Below are 19,709 nucleotides of genomic sequence, written 5' to 3' on the forward strand. Positions count from 1 at the left end.
AAGCGCGGCCTAGGCCGCGAGCGGATGAGCGTCCCGCTCGTTCCACCACACGACGACGCGCGCTTCGGGACCGAGCCGCGCGGGGTCGTAGTCGCCGTCGCTGACCAGCGAGACGAGTTCGGGCGAGCCGTCGAGCGGCACGAGCGTCATACGCAAATGGGTGCCCTGGTACTCGGCTTCGCGCACGGTGCACGGCACGCCGCCGATCCGCGTGAGACCGCCTTCGCCCACGAGGGTTTGCACGGGCGTGACGCCGTGCGGCACCACGCGCAGATGATCCGCGCGCACCGTGAAGAGGCGTCCGTTGGTGCTGAAGACGTTGTGGCCGCCGAGAAAGCGCGCCACGAATTCGGTGCGTGGGCGGTTGAAGACCTCGTGAGGCGTGCCGCTTTGCTCGATATGGCCGTGGCTCATGACGACGACGAGATCGGCCAGCGCCATCGCCTCTTCCTGGGAGTGCGTAACATGCACGAAGGTGATGCCGAGTTCCTTTTGCCAGCGCTTCAGTTCGGCGCGCATCTGCACGCGCAGGAACGGGTCCAGTGCGGAGAGCGGTTCGTCGAGCAGCAGACAGCGCGGCTGGTTCAGGAGGGCACGCGCCAGCGCCACACGCTGCTGCTGGCCGCCCGACAACTGCGCGGGCTTGCGTTCGGCATAAGCGGACATGGCGACGAGTTCAAGCAGTTCGCCGGCGCGCTTGCGGCGGGCGTCTTTCGCGACCCCGCGCATCTTCAGGCTGAAGGCCACGTTATCGAGCGCGCTCAGATGGGGAAACAGCGCGTAGCTCTGAAACACCATCGCCGTGCCGCGTGCCGCCGGTTCTTCGCGCGTAACGTTGCGCCCGCCGATCAGGACGTCGCCTTCGGTGACCGATTCATGGCCCGCGATCATGCGCAGCGTCGACGTCTTGCCGCAACCGGACGGTCCGAGCAGACAGCAATACTGGCCGCCCGGAATGCGCAGGTCGATCGCATTCACGGCAAGCGCGTCGCCATATTGCTTCGAGACGTGGACCAGCTCGATATCGGCGGCCTCCGTGTGGAGCACGGTTGAAGCAGGCTGGATCATGAAGAAGAGGTCCTCGTGAACGGCACAGGCGGAGCGTGTGCGAAGCCCGTCAAATGCAAGACATATGCCATGCGCGATGAATCGGGGCCGGCAATCGCCGACAGGTTGCTACACCTAACGTCTGCAAGTTGGCTCACATATTGCAAACGATCGCAGGCTCGGATCGTTAGCGATTTGAGCCGCGTTCTTGCGCAATCGCGGTGCGTCTTCGGTCCGTCACGGGGCATGACGACGCCAAACCGGTTCATGCGGAGCGCTAACCGTCACTCACGGCTGGCTTCAATGACAGACTCACGGAACATGCCCGAAGCGTTACACCGTGCCCGCGCGCCGATCGCCACGCACGGGCGCTTCGCTTACCGGCCCATTACCGATACGGATGGTTTCCGCTGGCCTGGCGATACCGGTCTCGCGGTGTACCTCGGCTTCAATATCGAACACTTTGCGTTTGGCGAAGGGCTCGGCGCGGCGCTCGGTCCGGTCTCGCCGCAGCCGGACGTGCTCAATTACAGTTGGCGCGAATACGGCAACCGGGTGGGCGCGTGGCGTTGCCTCGAACTGTTCGACGATCTCGCCATGCCGGCGGGCACGCTGATCAACACGGCGCTCTACGATCATTGCCCCGAGCTGATCGCGGCCTGCGTGGCGCGCGGCGACGAGCTGATCGGCCATGGCCACACGAATGCGCACCGGCAGAGCGAGCTCGACGAACAGGGCGAGCGCGAACTGCTGCTGCATTGCCGGGAACGGATCGCGGCGGAAAGCGGCGTGCTGCCTGCAGGCTGGCTTTCGCCGTGGATCTCCGAGTCGCACCTGACGCCGGATCTGCTCGCGCAGACCGGTTATCGCTACACGCTGAACTGGTGTCACGACGACCGCCCCGTGCGGATGGCGACCCGTAATGGGCCGCTATGGGCCATCCCCTATCCACAGGAACTCAACGACCTGCCGATGCTGGTGGGCCGGCAAATGGACGCCTATGCGTTCGCCGACATGATCGTCGATCAGTTCGACGAAATGCTCGAGCAGGCGAATCGCGGCGCCGCGCCGCAGGCGCTGGTAATGGGCATTGCGCTGCATCCTTATCTGGTGGGGCAGCCTTACCGGCTGCGCCATTTGCGCCGCGCGCTGCAGCATATTGAAGCGGCATGCCGCAAGGGCGACATCTGGATGACGACGCCTGGCGCCATCGCGCAACACATGGATGAAATCGAGCGCAACGCGGACACTTCCCAGGGCACACCATGACCGTGAAATCGGGCGCGGCGGCGGCCAGAAAAAACGCCAAGGACGAAGCGGACGTGGATGCCCGCATCTATCAATCGATCTTCGACGGGGTGCTGGACCATCGTCTGACGCCCGGCACGAAGCTGCCCGAACCGGAGCTCTGCCAGTTGTTCGGCGTGGGCCGCGCGGTGGTGCGCCGGGTCCTTGAGAAGCTCGCGTACGACGGCATCGTCGTGCTGCGGCCGAACAAAGGCGCGGTGATCGCGGCGCCGACCCCCGAAGAGACGCGGGAGATTTTCGAAGCGCGTCGCGCCCTGGAGAGCGCACTCGTGCAGTTTGCCGTGCAGCGCGCGAGTGCGCACGATATCCGCGCCTTGCGTGAGCAGCTTGCTGAAGAACACAAGGCGATGCACCGCTTCGACCAGCCCTCGTGGGCGCGGCTAACGAGTTGCTTTCATTTGCGCATCGGCGCGCTGGCGGGCAATTCGATCCTGCAAAACTATCTGACCGAACTGATCTCGCGCACCTCGCTGATCGTCGGGGTGTACGAGGCGCCGGGCAACGCGCCGTGCGAGCACGACGAACATGCGGCGATCGTCGATTGCATCGAGGCGGGCGATGCCGCGGGGGCCGTTGCTCGCATGACCTCGCATCTGCGCGAACTGGAAGAGCGTATAGAAACGTCGCGCATGCCCGGGGAGAAAAGCCTCGGGCAGTTGCTTGGCATTACCCATGTTGCGCAGGTTGCGCAGGCGAGCCAACCCAACGAGGCGTAGGAAGGATGCGCGCGCAACCTTGTGTTCAAGGCGCTGGTTCGTCCACACCCATCGCCCGGCCATCGCTACGCGGATCGTGCGCGCCGCATGCGGAGCCGTCGGCGTCGATCCGTAGCGCGCCGGGGTGACCCGCGAGCGGACTCTGCGCCGGGATCGCGCTCACGTCATGACCGCGCGCCGCCAGCGCGGCGAACACGTCGGGGCCGGCGTCCTCTTCGAGCTTGAGCGCATCGCGCGTATCCGAAAAGGTCTTGCCGAGCAGAAAGCGCGGACGGGCGAGAGCGCTGAGCGGGTCCATGCCATAGTCGATCAGGCGCGTGAGAATCGCTGCGAGCGTTTGCGGCTGACCGTCCGCGCCCTGCGTGCCGAACAGCAGATGCGGGCGGCCGTCTTTCAGATACATGCCCGGGTTGAGCGTGTGGAACGGCCGCTTGCCTGGTTGTAACGCGTTGTGATGCGCCGGGTCGATACTGAACGACGCGCCGCGGTTGTGCCAGAGAATGCCGGTATCGCCCGCGACCACGCCGCTGCCCCAGTCGAAATACACCGTTTGCAGGACGCTGACGCTGCGGCCGTGCCGATCCGTGGCGCCGATGAACACCGTGTCGCCGGGGCGGAACAGATGGGGCCACGGACGCGCCGTGTGCATGCTGATCGAGCGGGCGTGCGCGTCGAGGGTGGCCGCCGCGAGCATGTCGTCGACCGGCACGGGTTTGAAATCCGGGTCGCAGACGAAGCGGTCGCGATCCATGAATGCACATTTCACCGCTTCGACCAGCAGGTGGTAATAGTCGGCGCTGCCTTCGACGATCGAGCCGAAATCGAAGCGCTCGAGCGTGCCCATGATCTGCAAGGTGGTGACGCCTTGCGTGGGCGGCCGCATGCTCACCAGTTCGCCGCCCCGATAGGCGACACGTAAAGGCGGCTCGTCGCGTGCGCGGGTTTTGGCGAGATCGGCCTGGGTCAGCGGCGAACCGGCTTCCCGCAGACCTCGTGCGATCCGCTCGGCCAGTTCTCCCTCATAAAACTCGCGGGCGCCGAAGCGGGCGATGCGTTCGAGGCTGCGTGCAAGCGCGGGTTGGACGAAGCGTTCCGCGACGGCAGGAATGCGGCCCTGCGGAGCAAAGGTGTTTGCGAAGCCGGGCAGAGCGTTCAATTCTCCGGCGCGCAGGGTCTGCCAGAAGTGCTGCGAAGGCGTGATGGGAAAACCGTTGGACGCATAGTCGAGCGCCCGGTCGAACAACGCGGACCAGGGCTGCTGCCCTTTCCATGACGTTTTGCTGATCGCGTAGACCTGATCCCACGTGTCGACGGTCGCCGCGCTCGTGAGTGTCGCAGCGGCTCCACGCAGCGGGATGGCAGTGTCGAATGCCGGTGGCCTGGCGGCCGCCTGGCCGATGCCCGATACGGTACGCAAGAGGCCGTCGCGGTCGCCGATTACCCAGAACGCGTCGCCGCCGAGACCAGTGAAATGCGGATACGTGACGGCGAGCGCCGCGCCGATGGCGATGGCCGCTTCAATGGCATTGCCGCCGGCGCGCAATACGTCGAGACCGGCAACGCTTGCCAGCCCGTGTGGACTGGTGACCATGCCGCCGGTGGAGCAGGCGAGTTTCGGTGAGTGCATCGGGACTCCGCTACGGCAGGGTTGCCGTTCTGTGTCCCGAGTATAGAGGCCGAACCAGGTCGCGAAAAGAGCGAGGGACTCGCCCGTCTCCGGGCGAGTCAATGCATCAGAACGTGATATTGGTCCGCAGGCCCATGATCGCTTCGTTGCCGATGCGTTGCGACGGGTTCTCCGGATTGGGAATGCCGCCGGCCGGCCGGAACGCATACTGGAAATCCGCCTGCAGTTGCCACCACGGCGTGACCTGATACTGATAGGTCGCTTCGAGGATGGTCTCGGCGCTGCGCGACGGGTAGCCCGGCGTGTAGGCGGCGGTGTCGCTCGCAAGATCCTGGGCATGCGAACCAATCTGCGCGTAACCTACCGCCAGTCCGACGACGTCATTGTCGCGGCCCTTGAACGGCGCTTTCAGCGTCACCCCTGCATTGATGCCGAGGTCCACCAGATTGCGGTCGCCGGGCGCGCCCATGATGCGGGCGAACACGCCCACTGCTTGCGGGCTGTCGGCGCCCGGACGCCAGACCATCTGATCGGCCACGGCGTAGAAGCTGTAGTCGCCGCGATGGTTTTGCGCAATACCGTTGCTAGCCGGGTTTGCGAGCGACAGCCCGGTGGTGTCGAAGCCCTGATCAGGAAACTGCTGCGTGTCGTACCAGAAGCCGAGCTTGTAGGTGCCGGGCAAGCCGGTGGGCTTCGCTGCAGCCGGGTCGGACGGCGCCGGGTTGAGCGCGTATTGCACTTCGCCGATGAACAACGCGCTGTCATGCAGATTGAAGTTCGTGCCGTGTGCGTTTAGCGTTTGCGGATCGCCCACGCCATCGCCCGCGGGATTGCCGTCGAACACGCCGGCCAGCACTGTCCAGTTGTCCGAAGGAGTAACCCGCAGACGCGCGCCGAGCGAGGACAGCGGATAGGCCGGACCGCCCGCCGGCAGATCGACGGACGGCAGAACCGACCAGCCGAAGGTCGCATTCATGAACGTGGCGGCGTACTGGCTCACCATGAATTCCTGGTCGAGACTCTGCTGGCCGACCTTGACGTCGACCTTGCCGCCGAGCAACGACTGCTGATACCACAGCTCCCACAGCCGCGTGGCATCGTTCGCCTCGATGCCGCTCGCGGCCTGCAACGTCTGAAGATCGCGCGAACTCAGATTGCTGCCGTGAATCTGCAGACCGGATACGTTGAAGATGCCGCCTGGCAGACCGAAGGCCTTCTGCGTATCCACGCCGATACCGATCTGCGTCAGACCATCGTACGCGCCACCGCGTCGCGTGCCGCCCGACAGGTTGTTCAGGTACTCGCTGGTTTCCTGCAGACCCACGGTCACACCATAGTTGCCGAGCCAGGGGCGCAGACCGCCCATATCGCCGAGCAGGTTTGAGCGCTCCCAAAAGCCGGTCGGCGCGGGCGGCGTCGCGTCCGGTTTGGCCGCGGCGCTGTCGGCGGTGGCCGGGGCCGCCGGTTGGGCGTCGCTTTGTCCGGCCGCAGGGGCAGGCGTGGCGTCGCTGCTCGCCTGGGCAAGCGCCGGCGGCACGATTCCGAGCGACAGCAACAGGCTCAGGCTGAAGGGTCCGCTGGACAGCAGCAGTTTGGTTTTCAGATTCTTTTTCATGGCGAGTGGGGCGAAGTTATCGCGGCGTAGCCGCCTGGATGTTTTATCGATCGAATGTGTCAAAAGAGGGGCCGTGCATCTGCCCCGTTTCAGGAGAACCACCAGCTCACCCGTAACGCACTCTCCAGTTCGTTACCGAGAGACCAGGTGGACAACAGCGCGACCAGCGCCACGGCGACAACAGTCATCGCCAGAATCGCGTAGCCGGTAGGTGTCAATGGATTGCCGGCGTAGACCGCCCGTAGCGCGGCGCGCGCAACCCGCTTGGCGGTGCTGGCCGCGACACGGCGGAGCGGGGCGCCGAACCCTGCGCTGCAGGCAGCGCTGAAAAACGAATAGACGAACATAAGCTGCTCCCCGTCCAGCCTGAAAAACTCAGGCGACGTGTGAAGACGTGACGGCGTCTCGCAAGCGAGCTTGCGAAAGGCGGTCGTACAAGGGAGCGTGCTGCTGACGGACCGGCGCAATACCGGTCAGAGATGAAGCGCGCTAACCCGACTGAAGCGAGTTAGCGGCGAAGGAGGGATCCTGCGGCGGCTATCTCGCGTGTGTGCTGCCGGCACGGGCCGGCATCGGACTTCCACTACTAGAGCTTGCGTCCACGAGGGACTCCTTTTGATGAGACGGGCGGATTGTATTCGCATCTTGCGCGAACCGGCAAGTAAAAAAACCACATGAATATCGCGCTCCGAATCGCCTCCGAGAAAGCATGCGGGAACGCTTCTGCGGCGCAGGTTCGACACCTCGCCATATCTTGCATCGACCTTTCTTTTCTTGTGATTCGGAAAGAATCTGCGATGCCTGAAAATTATCTTGGCTCTGCTTAACGAATCGATTGACTTCGGATTTAAGTCGCACCTAAAATTCGGGCATCTTCACAAACGGGGCGAATGCCTTGGACACCAGCAGTAGTCGATCTTCGAATTTGTTTGCTGCCTGACCGGCAGGACGTCCGCGCTCTCTTTCTCAGCCGCCGTCTTGCCAGCAGGCAGACGGTGCGCGCCGAAGTAATCCTCTCCGTGCACCTTGATTAGCGCCATAGAGCCGCCACGATGACGTGCGTCCCTATGGCACCGTGTCGCGAGCACCCACTCGCGGCCGTGTCCGTTTGCGCCTGTTCGTTTTGCAGGCGCGGATCGACGCGTGGACAAACACGTGCGTAGCCAGCGCACGTCTGCCAAAAAAGGAGCTCCCATGCCGGACAGTGACAGTTATCCCTTATGCCGCTCATCTTTAGCTTGTCCTTTCCCTTTGTCTGAGGAAAGCGAGTAGACCGTCGTCGCTGCGCGCAGGATGCGCCCAGCCTTCGTGTCGGCTGGCTTTCCGCACACCGCGTTAAGCCAAACGCTCGGAGAAATATCATGAACTTCGGTCTGCTCCTGTCGCAACTGCCGCACGTCCAGGAATCGCGCGTCCACTACGACGCGATGCTGGCGCTGCACGCCCCCGAACCGCGCAAACTCGCCGTGTTCTGGCTGCGTCTCAAGACGCTCCTTTCGTAATTTCTCGCGCTGTTTCCGCCATACGCAAGCGACGTCGTCGCTCGGCGACGCACGCCCTTACGTATGGCAGAGGTGCGCCTTTTCTTTGCAATCACCCGTCTTTGGGGAATAAAACAACATGTCGACTCCATCCAACGTCTCACCGCCACGCAGCGCCGTCCTCGACGACGCGCATCTTGGCGACATCAAGGGTGCGCTCGGGACCATCGCGCATCACGACACCGCGCCGCGCACCAACTGGTGGGCGCGCTTCCGAACCCTGCTGGCCATTCTCGGTCCCGGCCTCATCGTGATGGTGGGGGACAACGATGCCGGCGCCTTCGGCACCTACACCCAGGCAGGTCAGAACTACGGCACTACTTTGCTATGGACGATGCTGCTGCTGGTCCCCGTGCTGTTCGTCAATCAGGAGATGGTGCTGCGCCTGGGCGCAGTGACGGGCGTCGGGCACGCGCGTCTCATCTTCGAACGGTTCGGTAAATTCTGGGGGGCGTTCAGCGTCGTCGACCTGTTCATCCTCAATGCGCTGACCATCGTGACCGAGTTCATCGGCATTACGTTTGTGCTCGACTTCTTCGGCGTCTCCAAGATACTCGGGGTTTGCATCGCCGCGGCGTTGACCATGGCGGCCGTCAGTACAGGTAACTTCAGGCGCTTCGAACGCTTCGCGGTTGTGCTGTGTCTGCTGAGCCTGCTACTGGTGCCGGTGCTGGTGTCGATTCATCCGCCGGTCGCGCAGATGACGCGCGATTTCTTCATCCCGAACTGGCCTGCCAACTCGAAGCTGAGCGATGTGATGCTGCTGGTCATCGGCATTGTCGGCACGACGGTCGCTCCGTGGCAATTGTTCTTCCAGCAGAGCTATGTGGTCGACAAGCGCATCACCCCGCGCTTCATGAAGTATGAAAAAGCGGACCTGTGGATTGGCATCGTGTTCGTGCTGATCGGTGCGGTGGCGATGATTGCCTTCTGCGCTGCGCTCTTCTCCGGCAAGCCTGAATTCGGCAATTTCACGGATGCCGGTGGCGTGATCGCCGGCCTCGATAAATACGCGGGCCACACCTCGGCCGTGCTCTTCGCTGTTGCGCTGTTCGACGCCGCCATCATCGGTGCGGCTGCGGTGTCGCTATCGACCGCGTATGCCATTGGCGACGTGTTCAAGATCCGTCACTCGCTGCATCGCAATGTGTCGGATGCAAAGGGTTTCTATCTGGTGTACTTCGGCATTGTTGCCGCTGCTGCGGCGCTCGTGCTGATTCCCGGCAGCCCGCTTGGCCTGCTGACGGAAGCGGTGCAGACGCTCGCGGGCATTCTGCTGCCCAGCGCAACCGTGTTTTTGCTGCTGCTGTGTAACGACAAGGCCGTGCTCGGCCCGTGGGTCAACTCGAAGAAGCTGAACGTGTTTACCGGCGCCGTCGTCTGGGTGCTGGTGATGCTGTCCATCATCCTGACCGCTTCAGTGGTGTACCCGGATATCACGGGCGAAACGATTCTGGAAACGCTCGCGGGCGGCACCCTGCTGGCCGTCTTCGGCTACGCTGCGACGACAGGGCTTCGGCGGTTTCGTCGTGAAACGGCGGACGTTGACGTCCACGCCTATCCGAAGGGCGCACGTGACACGTGGCGCATGCCGCCGCTCGACGAACTGCCGCCGCCGAATCTCACGCTGAGCAAGCGTGTCTGGATGGGGGTGCTGCGCGGCTACCTGCTGCTGGCCGTCGCGCTGGTGATCGTGAAGGTCGTGCAGATGACGCTCCTGAAGTAAATCGCCTCTCAGCACGGTCCGGACTCCCGGCCGTGCACTCAACGCGGTGCCTGCCTGCACTCAGCCGGGCAGGGCCGCGTGCCAGGGCCTGGCGCGTCGCGTCAGTGCGTCTGCCTGTGTTCCATCACGCCGGATTTACGACATTTTTATTCGCATCGCGCTATACATTTAGCCAACCTGAAAAGAGAGGTTGCGACGCTACGGCTTGCGGGCCGGTGTCGAGTGATGTCGTTCATAAAAATGAGGTTGGTTTTGAACTTGATGATCTGGCACGGTCGACTTCGCTTCGCATCATGACCGAGCCGACTGTGACCGTTGTCCTGATCGACGACGAGAAAAATATTCGCCGTGTTGTCCGGTTTGCCCTGGAGGCAGAGGGCATGGCGGTCTTCGAAGCCAGCACGGGTTTGCAGGGACTGGCCCAGGCCGCCACGCGGCGGCCCGACCTGGTGGTCGCCGATCTCAGCCTGCCGGATATGGACGGCACGGAGATGATCCGCGAATTGCGTGCGTGGTCGACGGTGCCTGTGATCGTGCTGTCCGGCCGCAGCCGCGAGGAAGACAAGGTAAAGGCACTCGACGCCGGCGCCGACGACTACCTGACCAAGCCATTCGGATTGCCGGAACTGATGGCGCGAATCCGCGCGCATTTGCGCCGGCAGGCACGCGGCGGCCGCTCCGTGCTGTCGCAGGTTCGCTTCGGCACGATCACGCTCGATCTGGGCGAGCGACGCGTGGTGCGCGGCACCGAGACCGTTCATCTGAGCCCGATCGAATACCGCTTGCTGTCCGCACTCGCGCGGCATCCGGGGCGGGTGCTCACGCATCACCAGCTCTTCCAGGAAGTGTGGGGGCCGGCTCGTGCCGACAACTTCCATTACCTGCGCATTTACATGGGGCACCTGCGGCAGAAGCTGGAATGCGACCCGGCGCAGCCCGAGCATATCGTCACGGAGAGCGGTGTCGGCTACCGGCTGATCGGCGTCGAGGACTTGCCGGCCGAGTCAGCCGAGTAGGGCATGGCGCGCCATTACACAATCTTTGCAGCTACCCCGTCTGGTTTTGCGGCTTCTTGACACGGCATGTGCTGAAATAGAAACGTCATGATGGACTCGATGAAGAATTTGGAGTTCTAAATGTAAAGCGCATTCTCACCGTCGGGAATGGCGGTGGCGTCGTACGGGCCGCACTCCAGCGCGGCTGCAAACAGTAGAGGCTGGCAAGCAATGAAAAATGACGAAATCAAGGCTTTGATCGTGGAGATCCAGCGCTATGCGGAGAATCGCCAGAGCGATGTCGCGCGGGGCGCGGAAACGCCTGCACTTGCGGCGCTCATGGTCGAGAAATTCGGCGAGGGGATAGCGAAAGCCACCCAGTTGCTGGGAGTTGACGGCTGCGGCGAGCTTGGGCGGGAAATCGACCGGCTTGTGCGCGAACTGGATCCGCACTATCCCAAGCATCTTCAGTACCGCTTTGAAGCCCGGCCGGCAGGTCTTGCGATCAACGGCGCGGCACACTAATCATAGGGAATCGTATGGCATTCAAACAAACCAAGGGAAACATGACCGTAGAGGCCTGCGTGTTTCCCGCTCCGGGCCAGATGTTCAAAGGCGCGCTTCGTGTGACCACTACGCGTGACAGCAAAACGCTGCAGCAGATCACAGGACGCGGCTGCGGCCGACCCATGCGCAGCTCCGACGCTGCGCTGGAGTTGGCGGAACTCGAAGCCCGGCGCATTCTCGGCCTCTGAGACAGGCGGCATGCTCTTCGACCGCTTCTCCGGTCGCGTTTGCAGGTGGTGAGCGCGACGGGAAAAGCGGTTGGCACATGCCGAAGATTTTTACGCGAGCTTGACGCCAATTCGTGTAGCCTGACATCAAGCTAACGCAACGAGGGGCGACATGACGCACCCAATGACGAGCCTGCGGGCTTTTCTCGGATCGGGCAAGAGCGCGGCTCGGCCCCGGTCGCATGCCACGGCGGGCCGTAACGTGATGATGCACGTGACGCTCGACGCACAACACGCCACACCGTTACGCCAGGCGCTCATACGCGACTGCGGCGACCAGCCGTGGACCATCCGCGTCGCGCCGCTGCCCGGAACGGGTCGCGTGCGCCTGTCGCTCTATATGCCGAAGACGGCGGTCAATGGCGCGATCCAGCGGGTCGCGCACCTTGCGCCCACAGCAGAGCTCGGTCAACTCTTCGAAGTGCCGGACGCCCCCACCGATGTGTGGCGTGGCTTGATGCATGCGGAGTCCGCGCCGCGCGTGAACGTGCCCGACCCCGCCGATGAGACGGCCGTTGCGGAGGCCGACGCCGAGACCGCCGGCGGCGCGATCGCTCAACTGATGTCGCGCGACCACGTGCTGCTCGGTTTGGAGGTGGCGGACCGCGAGGCCCTGTTCGTCGAACTGGGCCGTTTCTTCGAACAACGCTATGCGCTGCCGGCAGCGGCCGTGACCGCGGGACTCGCGGCGCGCGAAGCGCTCGGCTCGACAGGGCTGGGGCAGGGTGTCGCCGTTCCGCACGGTCAGATCAAAGGGCTGCGCCAGGCCATGGTGCTGTACGTGCGGCCCGCTACGCCGATTGCGTTCGACGCACCGGATGGCAAGCCCGTCAGCGATATCGTCGCGTTGCTCGTACCGAAGTGGGCCAATACGACCCATTTGCGCCTGCTGGCGGATGTGGCGGAACGCTTCTGCGATCATCAGTTCCGCGAGCAACTGCATGCCTGCTACGAAGCGCACGCGGTGTGCCAGCTTTTTGTGGAGTACGTTGCGGCTTGATCGGTTCGAAGCGGAGCGAATCTGGGTCGCTCTGCATCGCCAAAGCCAACGGGGCCCATCACCTTGAAGCGATAGGCCCCGGTTTTTGTGGTTTCTTTTGTGGTTGTTAGTGGCCGGCCCCGGCAAACTCCGCACGTAAATCCTGCAGGGCCTCGCGAGCCTGGCTCAAACGCGCCACGAGTTCAGCGGAAGCACGCGTAATCGGCATCCGCGTTTCGTCCGTCATGGGATGATCGAACGCCAGCATGGCCTTGATGGCAGTCGGATTGGGCGCGGAGAACAATAGACGCAGCACCGGTTGCAGGCTCGAGAAGAGCGTCTGGGCCTGCTCGACGAGCCGGTTTTCCGCGAGTGCCTGCACTTCGATCAACAGGTCCGCGCAGACATGGGCGCTGGCCAGAATGCCGCCGGCGCCGCCCTGGCTGATGCAGTCGACGAACGCGTCGTCCGTGCCGCACAGCAGGCTGATCGGCACGCTGCGCAGCTTGTCGAAGTGATCCTTCACGCATTCCTTGATCGCCACGACGTTGTCATACTCGGTGAGGCGCGCGACGGTGTCCGGCGCGATGGCTACGCCGGTGCGATGCGGTACGTTGTACAGCACGATCGAGCGGTCGGTTGCGAGCGCAACCTGTTCGAAGTGCCATTGCACGCCGGCCTGGTCCGGGCAAATGTAGGACGGCGGCGAGACCAGATAGCCGGCGCAATCCCAATGCTCGTAGCGGCGAAGCTCGCGGACGACTTCACGCGTGTCCGATCCGCCCACTCCGACCAGTACCGGCAAGCGGCCGCCGACCACGTCGGTGATGGCTTGCAACACGGTGACCCGCTCGGTTTCCGACAGCAAAGCGGCTTCGCCGGTGGTGCCCAGGGCGACGAAGCCGCTGATCTCGGTGCGCGAGTAGTAGTCCGCCAGATGCTGGAGCGCGTCGATATCCACCTCACCGTTGCGCATGGGCGTGACGAGCGGCAACCAGATGCCTGAATACATGATTAACGCGTCTCCTTGCCGGTGTTGCGGCGCTTGAGCGGGCCGATCATGGCATAGGGTAGCGTCGTAATCAGTGCGTGCATCGTGAAGTCGAGGTCATCGGGAGCGATGTCCAGATTCAGGTGCACATGATCGCGCACGACCTCGGTGCTGACGACATAGACGCCCAGCGGCGAATGCAGCAGCGTCTTGAGTTGGGTGCGCGCATCGTCCTCAGAGAGGCCGAGGAGTGTCACCGGCAACTGCACGCGCGGCGAAGGGAAGGGGATGACGTTGTGGCGTGAGACAGGTTGCTGGCGTTGCGGTTCAGCGTCGAAGACTTGAAGTGACAGGGGGAGAGCCATGAGAGGGTAGTCGTTGCTGTGGTTGTTCAACACAGTGACTAGAGTAGACCCCTCGGTGTAAACATCGCGCAAAAATCCGCGTTCCTTGTAGAAAAATGCGGTGGTGGGAGGGTCGATGCGCCTGCCGAACCCGGCGCATCGACCCGTGTGACTAGCCCTTGGTGCGTTCGGCGGGCATCCAGCCCTGCGTTTTGCCGATCTGCGCGACCTGCTTTGCGATGGACTCGGCCAGCTTCTTCGCATTGCCCGCTGCGCCGCCGTGGGTCGTCTCCGATACGCCATGCAACCCTGCGCCTGCCGCCGCCGATGTCGCCAGATGGCCGGCCGCTGCGCCCACCCCAGCCGTTTCCGCGATGCCGGGCATTTTGCCGCTGTCCGCGCTGGCGTCGAAACTTTGCACGAGCCGCGGCGCGCCGCCGGCAGGCTTGTACAGAAGCTGCACCGAGGTGCTGAGTTCGCTCTTGCCTGCGCCGAGACCGATCAGCATGCGACGGCGGCGGTTGCCCGAATCGATGGTGTCGAACTTGCCCTGTATGAGCAGAACGTTCTGATCCGCCGGGGCAGGGACGTCCGAGCGGATGGCGTGCAGACCCATGGATTGCAACTGCTGCACGATCCCGTTGGCGACCTGCTCGCGCACTTCGGCCGCTTCCTGAGCCTGCTTTTGCGCGGCCGACGCGCCGTCGAACTGCGACGTCACTTTCTGGATCACGCCGCCGGTGTCGAGCTTCACCTGGTCCGGCGTGCTGTCGAACGAATAGACGTAAATGGTATCCGGGTGCACTTGCGGCGGGGCCGAATAGGCGGTGGTGTTGCTGACGCCGCCGGCACAGCCGGCGAGCAACGCGCACAGAATTATCACGGCTGCCGAGGCGCCACGCGCACTCTTAAGGGCTACGAATCGAATTGAATTCAACATGCTCATCCTGTCCCTGACACGGTTGTGTCGTCACTCGCTTAAACGTATCGTCCGATGATTGCGAAACCGTAGGATGCTGATTCATCGTCGATCTCATTCATGCGCGATACACCTGCTGGTCCTAGGCGCGTTTTGCAGGTGCACCGGCAGCAGAGGCGAGTATGGGGGAATGAGGTTTTGAACTCCACGCTTCAATTATGTCGAGTGATGTCACAAAGCCCGGCGGTTCTGCTGCATCAGCAGACGAATAGCGGCAAGCGTGTCCCGACCCGTCAGCCGCCCCTGCGCACCCTATCCAGACAAACCCTGATTGCTGCAAGGAATTCGCCGCTGCTATCGTTCGCAGGTCTTGTGGAAGCGCTTCCACTCCGCTTCCGCCCAACCGGTTCGACCGGTTCAACGACCTCGCGCAGTAACCACTTTGCATGGGACCGGAGTCAGCGCTAGAGCGCCCGCTCCGGTCGACAAAGGAGAAACCGTGGCATACGACACATTCGCTCCATCCCAGGACCTGAACAGCGACCCGTTCTCGCCGGCGGCCGATTCCGCGCTCTGGCGCAAGCAGTTTCTGCTCGGCGCGGCCACCGCGTCCTATCAGATCGAGGGCGCCGTGCATGAGGACGGCCGTCTGCCGTCGATCTGGGACACCTTCTCTGCGATTCCGGGCAAAGTGCTCGCCGGCGACACCGGCGCGGTGGCCTGCGATCACTACCATCGCTGGGAAGGCGACTTCGACCTGCTGACGGCGCTCAACTTCGAAGCGTACCGTCTCTCGATTGCCTGGCCGCGCGTCATGGACGAAGCCGGCCGGCCGAACCAGAAAGGACTCGACTTCTACAAGCGGCTGCTCGCCCGCCTCAAGGAGAAGGGCCTCAAGACCTTCGTCACGCTGTACCACTGGGACTTGCCGCAGCATCTCGAGGATCGCGGCGGCTGGCTCAATCGCGACACCGTGTACCGCTTTGCCGATTATGCGGATCTGATGAGCCGCGAACTCGCGGGCCAGGTCGATGCATGGATGACGCTCAACGAGCCGTGGTGCTCGGCCTATCTGGGCTACGGCAACGGCCATCACGCGCCGGGCCTCGCGAACGGCCGCTTCGCGACGCAAGCCATGCATCATCTGCTGCTCGCGCACGGCTCGGCGATTCCGGTGCTGCGCGCGAACGATCCGGCTTCGCAGAAGGGCATCGTCGCCAACGTCGGCCGCGGCACGGCGAATTCCGCCAGCGCTGAAGATCAACGCGCGGCGCATCTGTTCGAGGTGCAGCACAATGCGTGGATTCTCGACCCGCTGCTCAAAGGCGCGTATCCGGAAGATCTGTTCGAACTCTGGCCGGGCACCGAACCGCTGGTGCTGGACGGCGACCTGAAGACGATCGCGGCGCCGCTCGATTTCCTCGGCATCAACTACTATTTCCGTACCAACGTCGAAAGCGACGGCGGACATGGCTTTACCGAAGTCCCGCTGGAAGGCGTGGAGCGTACGCAGATGGGCTGGGAAGTGCATCCGGATGGGTTGCGGGACCTGCTGATCGGCTTTGACAAGACGTACTCGAACCTGCCGCCCATCTATATCACCGAGAACGGCATGGCGTCGGACGACAAGGTGGTCGAAGGCCACGTCGACGATCCGCAGCGCATTTCCTTTCTCAAGCGCCATCTTGCCGCGGTGGATAGCGCGATCAAGGCGGGTGTCGATATTCGCGGCTATTTCGTCTGGTCGCTGATGGACAACTTCGAATGGGCGTTCGGTTATGAACGGCGCTTCGGCGTGGTGCACGTCGACTACGAAACACAGAAACGCACCGTCAAACGCAGTGCAGAATTGATCGCAAAGTTTCTCGCGGAGCGGAGGTTGCGTAACTGAGTCACGTAACCGGGGCATCGCAACGGGTGCCCGTGCGTGAACAGGCAGAGCTGGTTGGTATGTCGACCCGAAACAAAGGCGTAAAGCCTGGAGGAGACGGAATGCACAGCAGAAGGAAACTCGTGAGCGCTATTGCCCTGGCACTCGCGCTCAATGGTGTGGTTGCCCATGCCGACCCGTTGAAGGCCAACGTGATTCACTGGTGGACCTCGGGCGGCGAATCCGCGGCGATCCGCCAGTTCGCGGATGCCTATAACAAGGCCGGCGGCCTGTGGGTCGACAATGCGGTGGCCGGCGCCGATCAGGCGCGCGCCACGGCGATCAACCGGATTGTCGGCGGCGATCCACCCACTGCAGCGCAGTTCAACACCTCGAAGCAGTTTCATGACCTGATCGATCAGGGCATGCTCAACAACGTCGACACGGTAGCGGCCAAGGAAAACTGGAACGCGATTTTCCCGCAGTCGATTCTCGACTCCATCAAGGTCAACGGGCACTTTTACGCCGCGCCCGTCGATATCCACATGCAGGACTGGTTCTTCTATTCGAAGGCCGCGTTCAAGAAAGCCGGCATTGCAGGCGAACCGCAGACCTTCGATGAACTGTTCACCGATCTCGACAAGCTGAAAGCGGCGGGCCTCATTCCGCTCGCGCTCGGCGGCCAGGCATGGCAAGAGAAGATCACCTTCGACGCGGTGTTTGCCGACGTCGGCGGCACGGACCTCTATCTGAAGGTGTATCGCGACCACGATCAGAACGCGGTCAACTCGGCCGCCTTCAAGAACGTGCTGACGACCTTCAAGCGCCTGCACAACTACGTCGATGCGGGCTCGCCCGGCCGCAACTGGAATGACGCGACCGCACTGGTGATTTCGGGCAAGGCCGGCATGCAGGTGATGGGCGACTGGGCGAAGGGCGAGTTCTCGGCGGCCAATCAGGTGGCCGGCAAGGACTTCGGCTGCTTCCCGGGTTTCGGTCCGCACTCGCCGTACATGGTGGCAGGCGATGTCTTCGTGTTCCCGAAGACCGATAACGCCAACGCCATCAAGGCGCAGAACCTGCTCGCTACCGTCATGACCTCGCCTGAGGCTCAGGTGGCGTTTAGCTCGAAGAAAGGCTCGATTCCGATCCGTCCCGACGTGGACACCAGCAGCCTCGACATCTGCGCGAAGGAGGGCATTGCGATCATGAAGGACAAGTCGCGCCAGTTGCCGAATCCGGAAATGTTGATTTCGCCGGACCTGCAGGGCGCGTTGACCGACGTCATCACCAACTTCTGGAACAAGAACGAGTCGGCCGACGATGCGCAAAAGGCCTTCGCCAGCGCACTGAAGGGCTAGGCACGCGATGCGCGCACTCGGCCTGACCTCCACCTCGTCAAGACCGTCCAGGCGGTCGAAGCCGCTTGGACGGCGTTGGCCGCTGGCCGCCTGGATCGCGTTACTGCCGATGGTGGTGACGGTGGTCTTCGCGTACCTCGGCACCATGCTGTGGACCGCACGGGTCTCGTTGACGCTGTCGCGCACTTTTCCGTCTGACCACTTCGCCGGCGTGACGCAATACGTGCGGCTGTTCCACAACGACCGCTGGATGGTGTCGCTGCAGAACATCGTGATCTACGGGGCGTGCTTTATCGTCGCGTGCATGGTGATCGGCCTGCTGCTGGCGATCTTCATCGATCAGAGGGTGGTGGCCGAGGGCGCGTTGCGCACGGTGTTCCTGTATCCGTATGCGATGTCGTTCGTCGCCACCGGTCTGGTCTGGCAGTGGATTCTCAATCCGGAGCTGGGCGTGCAGGAGGTGTTGCATCGACTCGGCTTTGTGCACGCGCGCTTCGACTGGATCGTCGATCAGGACTGGGTCGTCTATACGCTGGTGATCGCCACCGTCTGGCAGGCGTCCGGGCTCGTGATGGCCTTGTTGCTGGCCGGCCTGCGCGGCATCGACGACGAGATCTGGAAGGCCGCGCGCATCGACGGCATTCCGCGCTGGCGGGTCTACGCGAGCATCGTGGTGCCGATGCTCAAGACTTCGATGTCCACGGCATTCGTGCTGCTGTTCGTGATGGTGGTCAAGCTCTACGACGCCGTGGTGGCGATGACGCAGGGCGGCCCCGGCACGGCGAGCGAAGTACCGGCCAAGTTCATCATGGACTATCTGTTTGGCCGCGCCAACATCGGTCTTGCCTCGGCCGCTTCGATTGTTTTGCTGACCACCGTGCTGGCGATTCTCGCGCCGTTCTTCTATCTGCGCAGCCGCGCCGCCTTGCGCAAGGACGTTTGATGAATACGGTCCCTTCAGTTGCCAAGCCCGTTGATGCCCCGGTGGCGCGACGCGCGGCCGGATCCGGCCGCAAGCGCCGCTCGCACTTCAGTCCCGCGCGTTTTGGCGTGTACGCGTTCCTGATCACTGCAGCGTTGTTTTTCCTGCTGCCGCTTTACGTGATGCTGGTGACCTCGGTCAAGCCGATGACCGAGATACGCATGGGCAACCTGTTGGCCTTGCCCATGCATTTCACGCTCGCACCATGGCGCGATGCATGGGCCTCGGCGTGCACCGGGCTCGACTGCAACGGCATTCAGGTCGGCTTCTGGAACTCGGTGCGCATTGTGGTGCCGAGCACGATTCTGTCCATCGCGATCGGCGCGGTGAACGGCTACGCCCTGTCGTTCTGGCGGCCGCGTGGGGCAGGGGTGCTGTTTGCGATCCTGTTGATGGGCGCGTTCATTCCGGTGCAGGTGATGGTCTACCCGCTGGTGCGTGTGCTGGCGAGCGTGCATCTGTTCAGCTCGCTGCCGGGCATCGTGGTGATTCATACGATCTTCGGCATGCCCATCATGACGCTGCTGTTTCGCAACTACTACGCGTCGATTCCGCTGGAGCTGTTCAAGGCGGCACGCATCGACGGCGGCGGTTTCTGGCGCATTTTCCTGCAATTGATGCTGCCCATGTCCACGCCGATCATCGTGGTCGCGGTGATCATGCAGGTCACCGGCATCTGGAACGACTTCATTCTCGGCCTGGTGTTCGCGGGCACCAAGAACCTGCCGATGACGGTGCAACTGAACAACATCATCAACACCACCACCGGCGAGCGTCTCTACAACGTGAACATGGCGGCCACCATCCTGACCTCGCTGGTGCCGCTTGCCATCTACTTCATTTCGGGCCGCTGGTTTGTGCGCGGCATTGCTTCCGGCGCAGTCAAGGGATAGA

The 19,709-nt window shown here is 63.1% G+C and carries 19 protein-coding genes; 12 read left to right on the forward strand and 7 right to left on the reverse strand.

Annotated elements, in window-relative coordinates; genetic code table 11:
- Positions 1-9: 9 nt before the first annotated feature.
- On the reverse strand, positions 10-1,068 hold the full coding sequence (locus P3T42_RS28155) for an ABC transporter ATP-binding protein (RefSeq protein ID WP_429307888.1): 1,059 nt from the start codon (positions 1,066-1,068) through the stop codon (positions 10-12).
- A gap of 282 nt (positions 1,069-1,350) precedes the next feature.
- Between P3T42_RS28155 and P3T42_RS28160 the strand changes: the two genes are divergently transcribed.
- On the forward strand, positions 1,351-2,316 hold the full coding sequence (locus tag P3T42_RS28160) for a polysaccharide deacetylase family protein (protein ID WP_074295949.1): 966 nt from the start codon (positions 1,351-1,353) through the stop codon (positions 2,314-2,316).
- Positions 2,313-3,071: a GntR family transcriptional regulator gene (locus P3T42_RS28165; protein WP_429307889.1), complete on the forward strand. Its 759-nt coding sequence runs from the start codon at positions 2,313-2,315 to the stop codon at positions 3,069-3,071. Before P3T42_RS28160 ends, P3T42_RS28165 begins: the two co-directional genes overlap by 4 nt.
- Positions 3,072-3,096: 25 nt before the next feature.
- Here the strand turns inward: P3T42_RS28165 and P3T42_RS28170 are convergent, their stop codons facing one another.
- The 3 genes from P3T42_RS28170 to P3T42_RS28180 all read right to left on the reverse strand — a co-directional run bounded on the left by P3T42_RS28170 (position 3,097) and on the right by P3T42_RS28180 (position 6,660).
- Positions 3,097-4,698, reverse strand: a complete 1,602-nt coding sequence (locus P3T42_RS28170) for a gamma-glutamyltransferase family protein (protein ID WP_429307890.1) — start codon at positions 4,696-4,698, stop codon at positions 3,097-3,099.
- 106 nt (positions 4,699-4,804) lie between these two features.
- The gene (locus tag P3T42_RS28175; protein WP_429307891.1) at positions 4,805-6,313 is read right to left on the reverse strand and encodes a carbohydrate porin; all 1,509 of its coding nucleotides are present in this window, start codon (positions 6,311-6,313) and stop codon (positions 4,805-4,807) included.
- Positions 6,314-6,402: 89 nt separating this feature from the next.
- Positions 6,403-6,660 (reverse strand): hypothetical protein, encoded by a 258-nt coding sequence (locus tag P3T42_RS28180; protein WP_074295945.1) that lies wholly within the window; start codon positions 6,658-6,660, stop codon positions 6,403-6,405.
- 1,014 nt (positions 6,661-7,674) lie between these two features.
- On the opposite strand from P3T42_RS28180, the gene P3T42_RS28185 reads away from it, so the two are divergent.
- From P3T42_RS28185 to P3T42_RS28210, 6 genes are all read left to right on the forward strand, one after another.
- A complete protein-coding gene (locus P3T42_RS28185) occupies positions 7,675-7,815 on the forward strand; it encodes a hypothetical protein (protein WP_171991631.1) in 141 nt (46 codons plus the stop codon).
- Between the two features lie 118 nt (positions 7,816-7,933).
- Complete coding sequence (locus P3T42_RS28190; RefSeq protein ID WP_429307892.1) at positions 7,934-9,580, forward strand: NRAMP family divalent metal transporter; 1,647 nt, start codon at positions 7,934-7,936, stop codon at positions 9,578-9,580.
- A 293-nt stretch (positions 9,581-9,873) separates the two neighbouring features.
- Positions 9,874-10,596 (forward strand): response regulator, encoded by a 723-nt coding sequence (locus tag P3T42_RS28195; RefSeq protein WP_074295943.1) that lies wholly within the window; start codon positions 9,874-9,876, stop codon positions 10,594-10,596.
- A gap of 210 nt (positions 10,597-10,806) precedes the next feature.
- Positions 10,807-11,100, forward strand: coding sequence for a hypothetical protein (locus tag P3T42_RS28200; RefSeq protein WP_074295942.1), 294 nt, complete (start codon positions 10,807-10,809; stop codon positions 11,098-11,100).
- Positions 11,101-11,114: 14 nt separating this feature from the next.
- Complete coding sequence (locus P3T42_RS28205) at positions 11,115-11,330, forward strand: hypothetical protein (RefSeq protein WP_074295941.1); 216 nt, start codon at positions 11,115-11,117, stop codon at positions 11,328-11,330.
- A 151-nt stretch (positions 11,331-11,481) separates the two neighbouring features.
- A complete protein-coding gene (locus P3T42_RS28210; protein ID WP_429307893.1) occupies positions 11,482-12,369 on the forward strand; it encodes a PTS sugar transporter subunit IIA in 888 nt (295 codons plus the stop codon).
- 106 nt (positions 12,370-12,475) lie between these two features.
- Here P3T42_RS28210 and P3T42_RS28215 read toward each other — a convergent pair whose 3' ends face one another.
- The 3 genes from P3T42_RS28215 to P3T42_RS28225 all read right to left on the reverse strand — a co-directional run bounded on the left by P3T42_RS28215 (position 12,476) and on the right by P3T42_RS28225 (position 14,623).
- A complete protein-coding gene (locus tag P3T42_RS28215) occupies positions 12,476-13,360 on the reverse strand; it encodes a 4-hydroxy-tetrahydrodipicolinate synthase family protein (protein ID WP_429307894.1) in 885 nt (294 codons plus the stop codon).
- A 2-nt stretch (positions 13,361-13,362) separates the two neighbouring features.
- Complete coding sequence (locus tag P3T42_RS28220; RefSeq protein WP_074295939.1) at positions 13,363-13,704, reverse strand: hypothetical protein; 342 nt, start codon at positions 13,702-13,704, stop codon at positions 13,363-13,365.
- A gap of 151 nt (positions 13,705-13,855) precedes the next feature.
- Entirely contained in the window at positions 13,856-14,623 is a 768-nt protein-coding gene (locus P3T42_RS28225; protein WP_429307895.1) for a DUF4410 domain-containing protein, read from the reverse strand.
- A 478-nt stretch (positions 14,624-15,101) separates the two neighbouring features.
- Between P3T42_RS28225 and P3T42_RS28230 the strand changes: the two genes are divergently transcribed.
- The 4 genes from P3T42_RS28230 (at position 15,102) to P3T42_RS28245 (ending at position 19,708) form a co-directional block, all read left to right on the forward strand.
- A complete protein-coding gene (locus P3T42_RS28230; RefSeq protein ID WP_429307896.1) occupies positions 15,102-16,493 on the forward strand; it encodes a GH1 family beta-glucosidase in 1,392 nt (463 codons plus the stop codon).
- Positions 16,494-16,594: 101 nt separating this feature from the next.
- On the forward strand, positions 16,595-17,833 hold the full coding sequence (locus P3T42_RS28235; RefSeq protein ID WP_074295936.1) for an ABC transporter substrate-binding protein: 1,239 nt from the start codon (positions 16,595-16,597) through the stop codon (positions 17,831-17,833).
- A gap of 7 nt (positions 17,834-17,840) precedes the next feature.
- Positions 17,841-18,776: a carbohydrate ABC transporter permease gene (locus tag P3T42_RS28240; RefSeq protein WP_429307897.1), complete on the forward strand. Its 936-nt coding sequence runs from the start codon at positions 17,841-17,843 to the stop codon at positions 18,774-18,776.
- A complete protein-coding gene (locus tag P3T42_RS28245) occupies positions 18,776-19,708 on the forward strand; it encodes a carbohydrate ABC transporter permease (protein WP_074295934.1) in 933 nt (310 codons plus the stop codon). Before P3T42_RS28240 ends, P3T42_RS28245 begins: the two co-directional genes overlap by 1 nt.
- Position 19,709: the final 1 nt, after the last annotated feature.

Origin of the sequence: Paraburkholderia sp. GAS38 (assembly GCF_050434965.1) — a bacterium.
Taxonomy (GTDB): Bacteria; Pseudomonadota; Gammaproteobacteria; order Burkholderiales; family Burkholderiaceae; genus Paraburkholderia; species Paraburkholderia phenazinium_A.

Excerpts from the sequence above, each read along its gene's own strand:
- P3T42_RS28155 (WP_429307888.1), bottom strand. The coding sequence starts at position 1,068 with ATGATCCAGCCTGCTTCAACCGTGCTCCACACGGAGGCCGCCGATATC.
- P3T42_RS28160 (WP_074295949.1), top strand. The coding sequence starts at position 1,351 with ATGACAGACTCACGGAACATGCCCGAAGCGTTACACCGTGCCCGCGCG.
- P3T42_RS28165 (WP_429307889.1), top strand. The coding sequence starts at position 2,313 with ATGACCGTGAAATCGGGCGCGGCGGCGGCCAGAAAAAACGCCAAGGAC.
- P3T42_RS28170 (WP_429307890.1), bottom strand. The coding sequence starts at position 4,698 with ATGCACTCACCGAAACTCGCCTGCTCCACCGGCGGCATGGTCACCAGT.
- P3T42_RS28175 (WP_429307891.1), bottom strand. The coding sequence starts at position 6,313 with ATGAAAAAGAATCTGAAAACCAAACTGCTGCTGTCCAGCGGACCCTTC.
- P3T42_RS28180 (WP_074295945.1), bottom strand. The coding sequence starts at position 6,660 with ATGTTCGTCTATTCGTTTTTCAGCGCTGCCTGCAGCGCAGGGTTCGGC.
- P3T42_RS28185 (WP_171991631.1), top strand. The coding sequence starts at position 7,675 with ATGAACTTCGGTCTGCTCCTGTCGCAACTGCCGCACGTCCAGGAATCG.
- P3T42_RS28190 (WP_429307892.1), top strand. The coding sequence starts at position 7,934 with ATGTCGACTCCATCCAACGTCTCACCGCCACGCAGCGCCGTCCTCGAC.
- P3T42_RS28195 (WP_074295943.1), top strand. The coding sequence starts at position 9,874 with ATGACCGAGCCGACTGTGACCGTTGTCCTGATCGACGACGAGAAAAAT.
- P3T42_RS28200 (WP_074295942.1), top strand. The coding sequence starts at position 10,807 with ATGAAAAATGACGAAATCAAGGCTTTGATCGTGGAGATCCAGCGCTAT.
- P3T42_RS28205 (WP_074295941.1), top strand. The coding sequence starts at position 11,115 with ATGGCATTCAAACAAACCAAGGGAAACATGACCGTAGAGGCCTGCGTG.
- P3T42_RS28210 (WP_429307893.1), top strand. The coding sequence starts at position 11,482 with ATGACGCACCCAATGACGAGCCTGCGGGCTTTTCTCGGATCGGGCAAG.
- P3T42_RS28215 (WP_429307894.1), bottom strand. The coding sequence starts at position 13,360 with ATGTATTCAGGCATCTGGTTGCCGCTCGTCACGCCCATGCGCAACGGT.
- P3T42_RS28220 (WP_074295939.1), bottom strand. The coding sequence starts at position 13,704 with ATGGCTCTCCCCCTGTCACTTCAAGTCTTCGACGCTGAACCGCAACGC.
- P3T42_RS28225 (WP_429307895.1), bottom strand. The coding sequence starts at position 14,623 with ATGTTGAATTCAATTCGATTCGTAGCCCTTAAGAGTGCGCGTGGCGCC.
- P3T42_RS28235 (WP_074295936.1), top strand. The coding sequence starts at position 16,595 with ATGCACAGCAGAAGGAAACTCGTGAGCGCTATTGCCCTGGCACTCGCG.
- P3T42_RS28240 (WP_429307897.1), top strand. The coding sequence starts at position 17,841 with ATGCGCGCACTCGGCCTGACCTCCACCTCGTCAAGACCGTCCAGGCGG.
- P3T42_RS28245 (WP_074295934.1), top strand. The coding sequence starts at position 18,776 with ATGAATACGGTCCCTTCAGTTGCCAAGCCCGTTGATGCCCCGGTGGCG.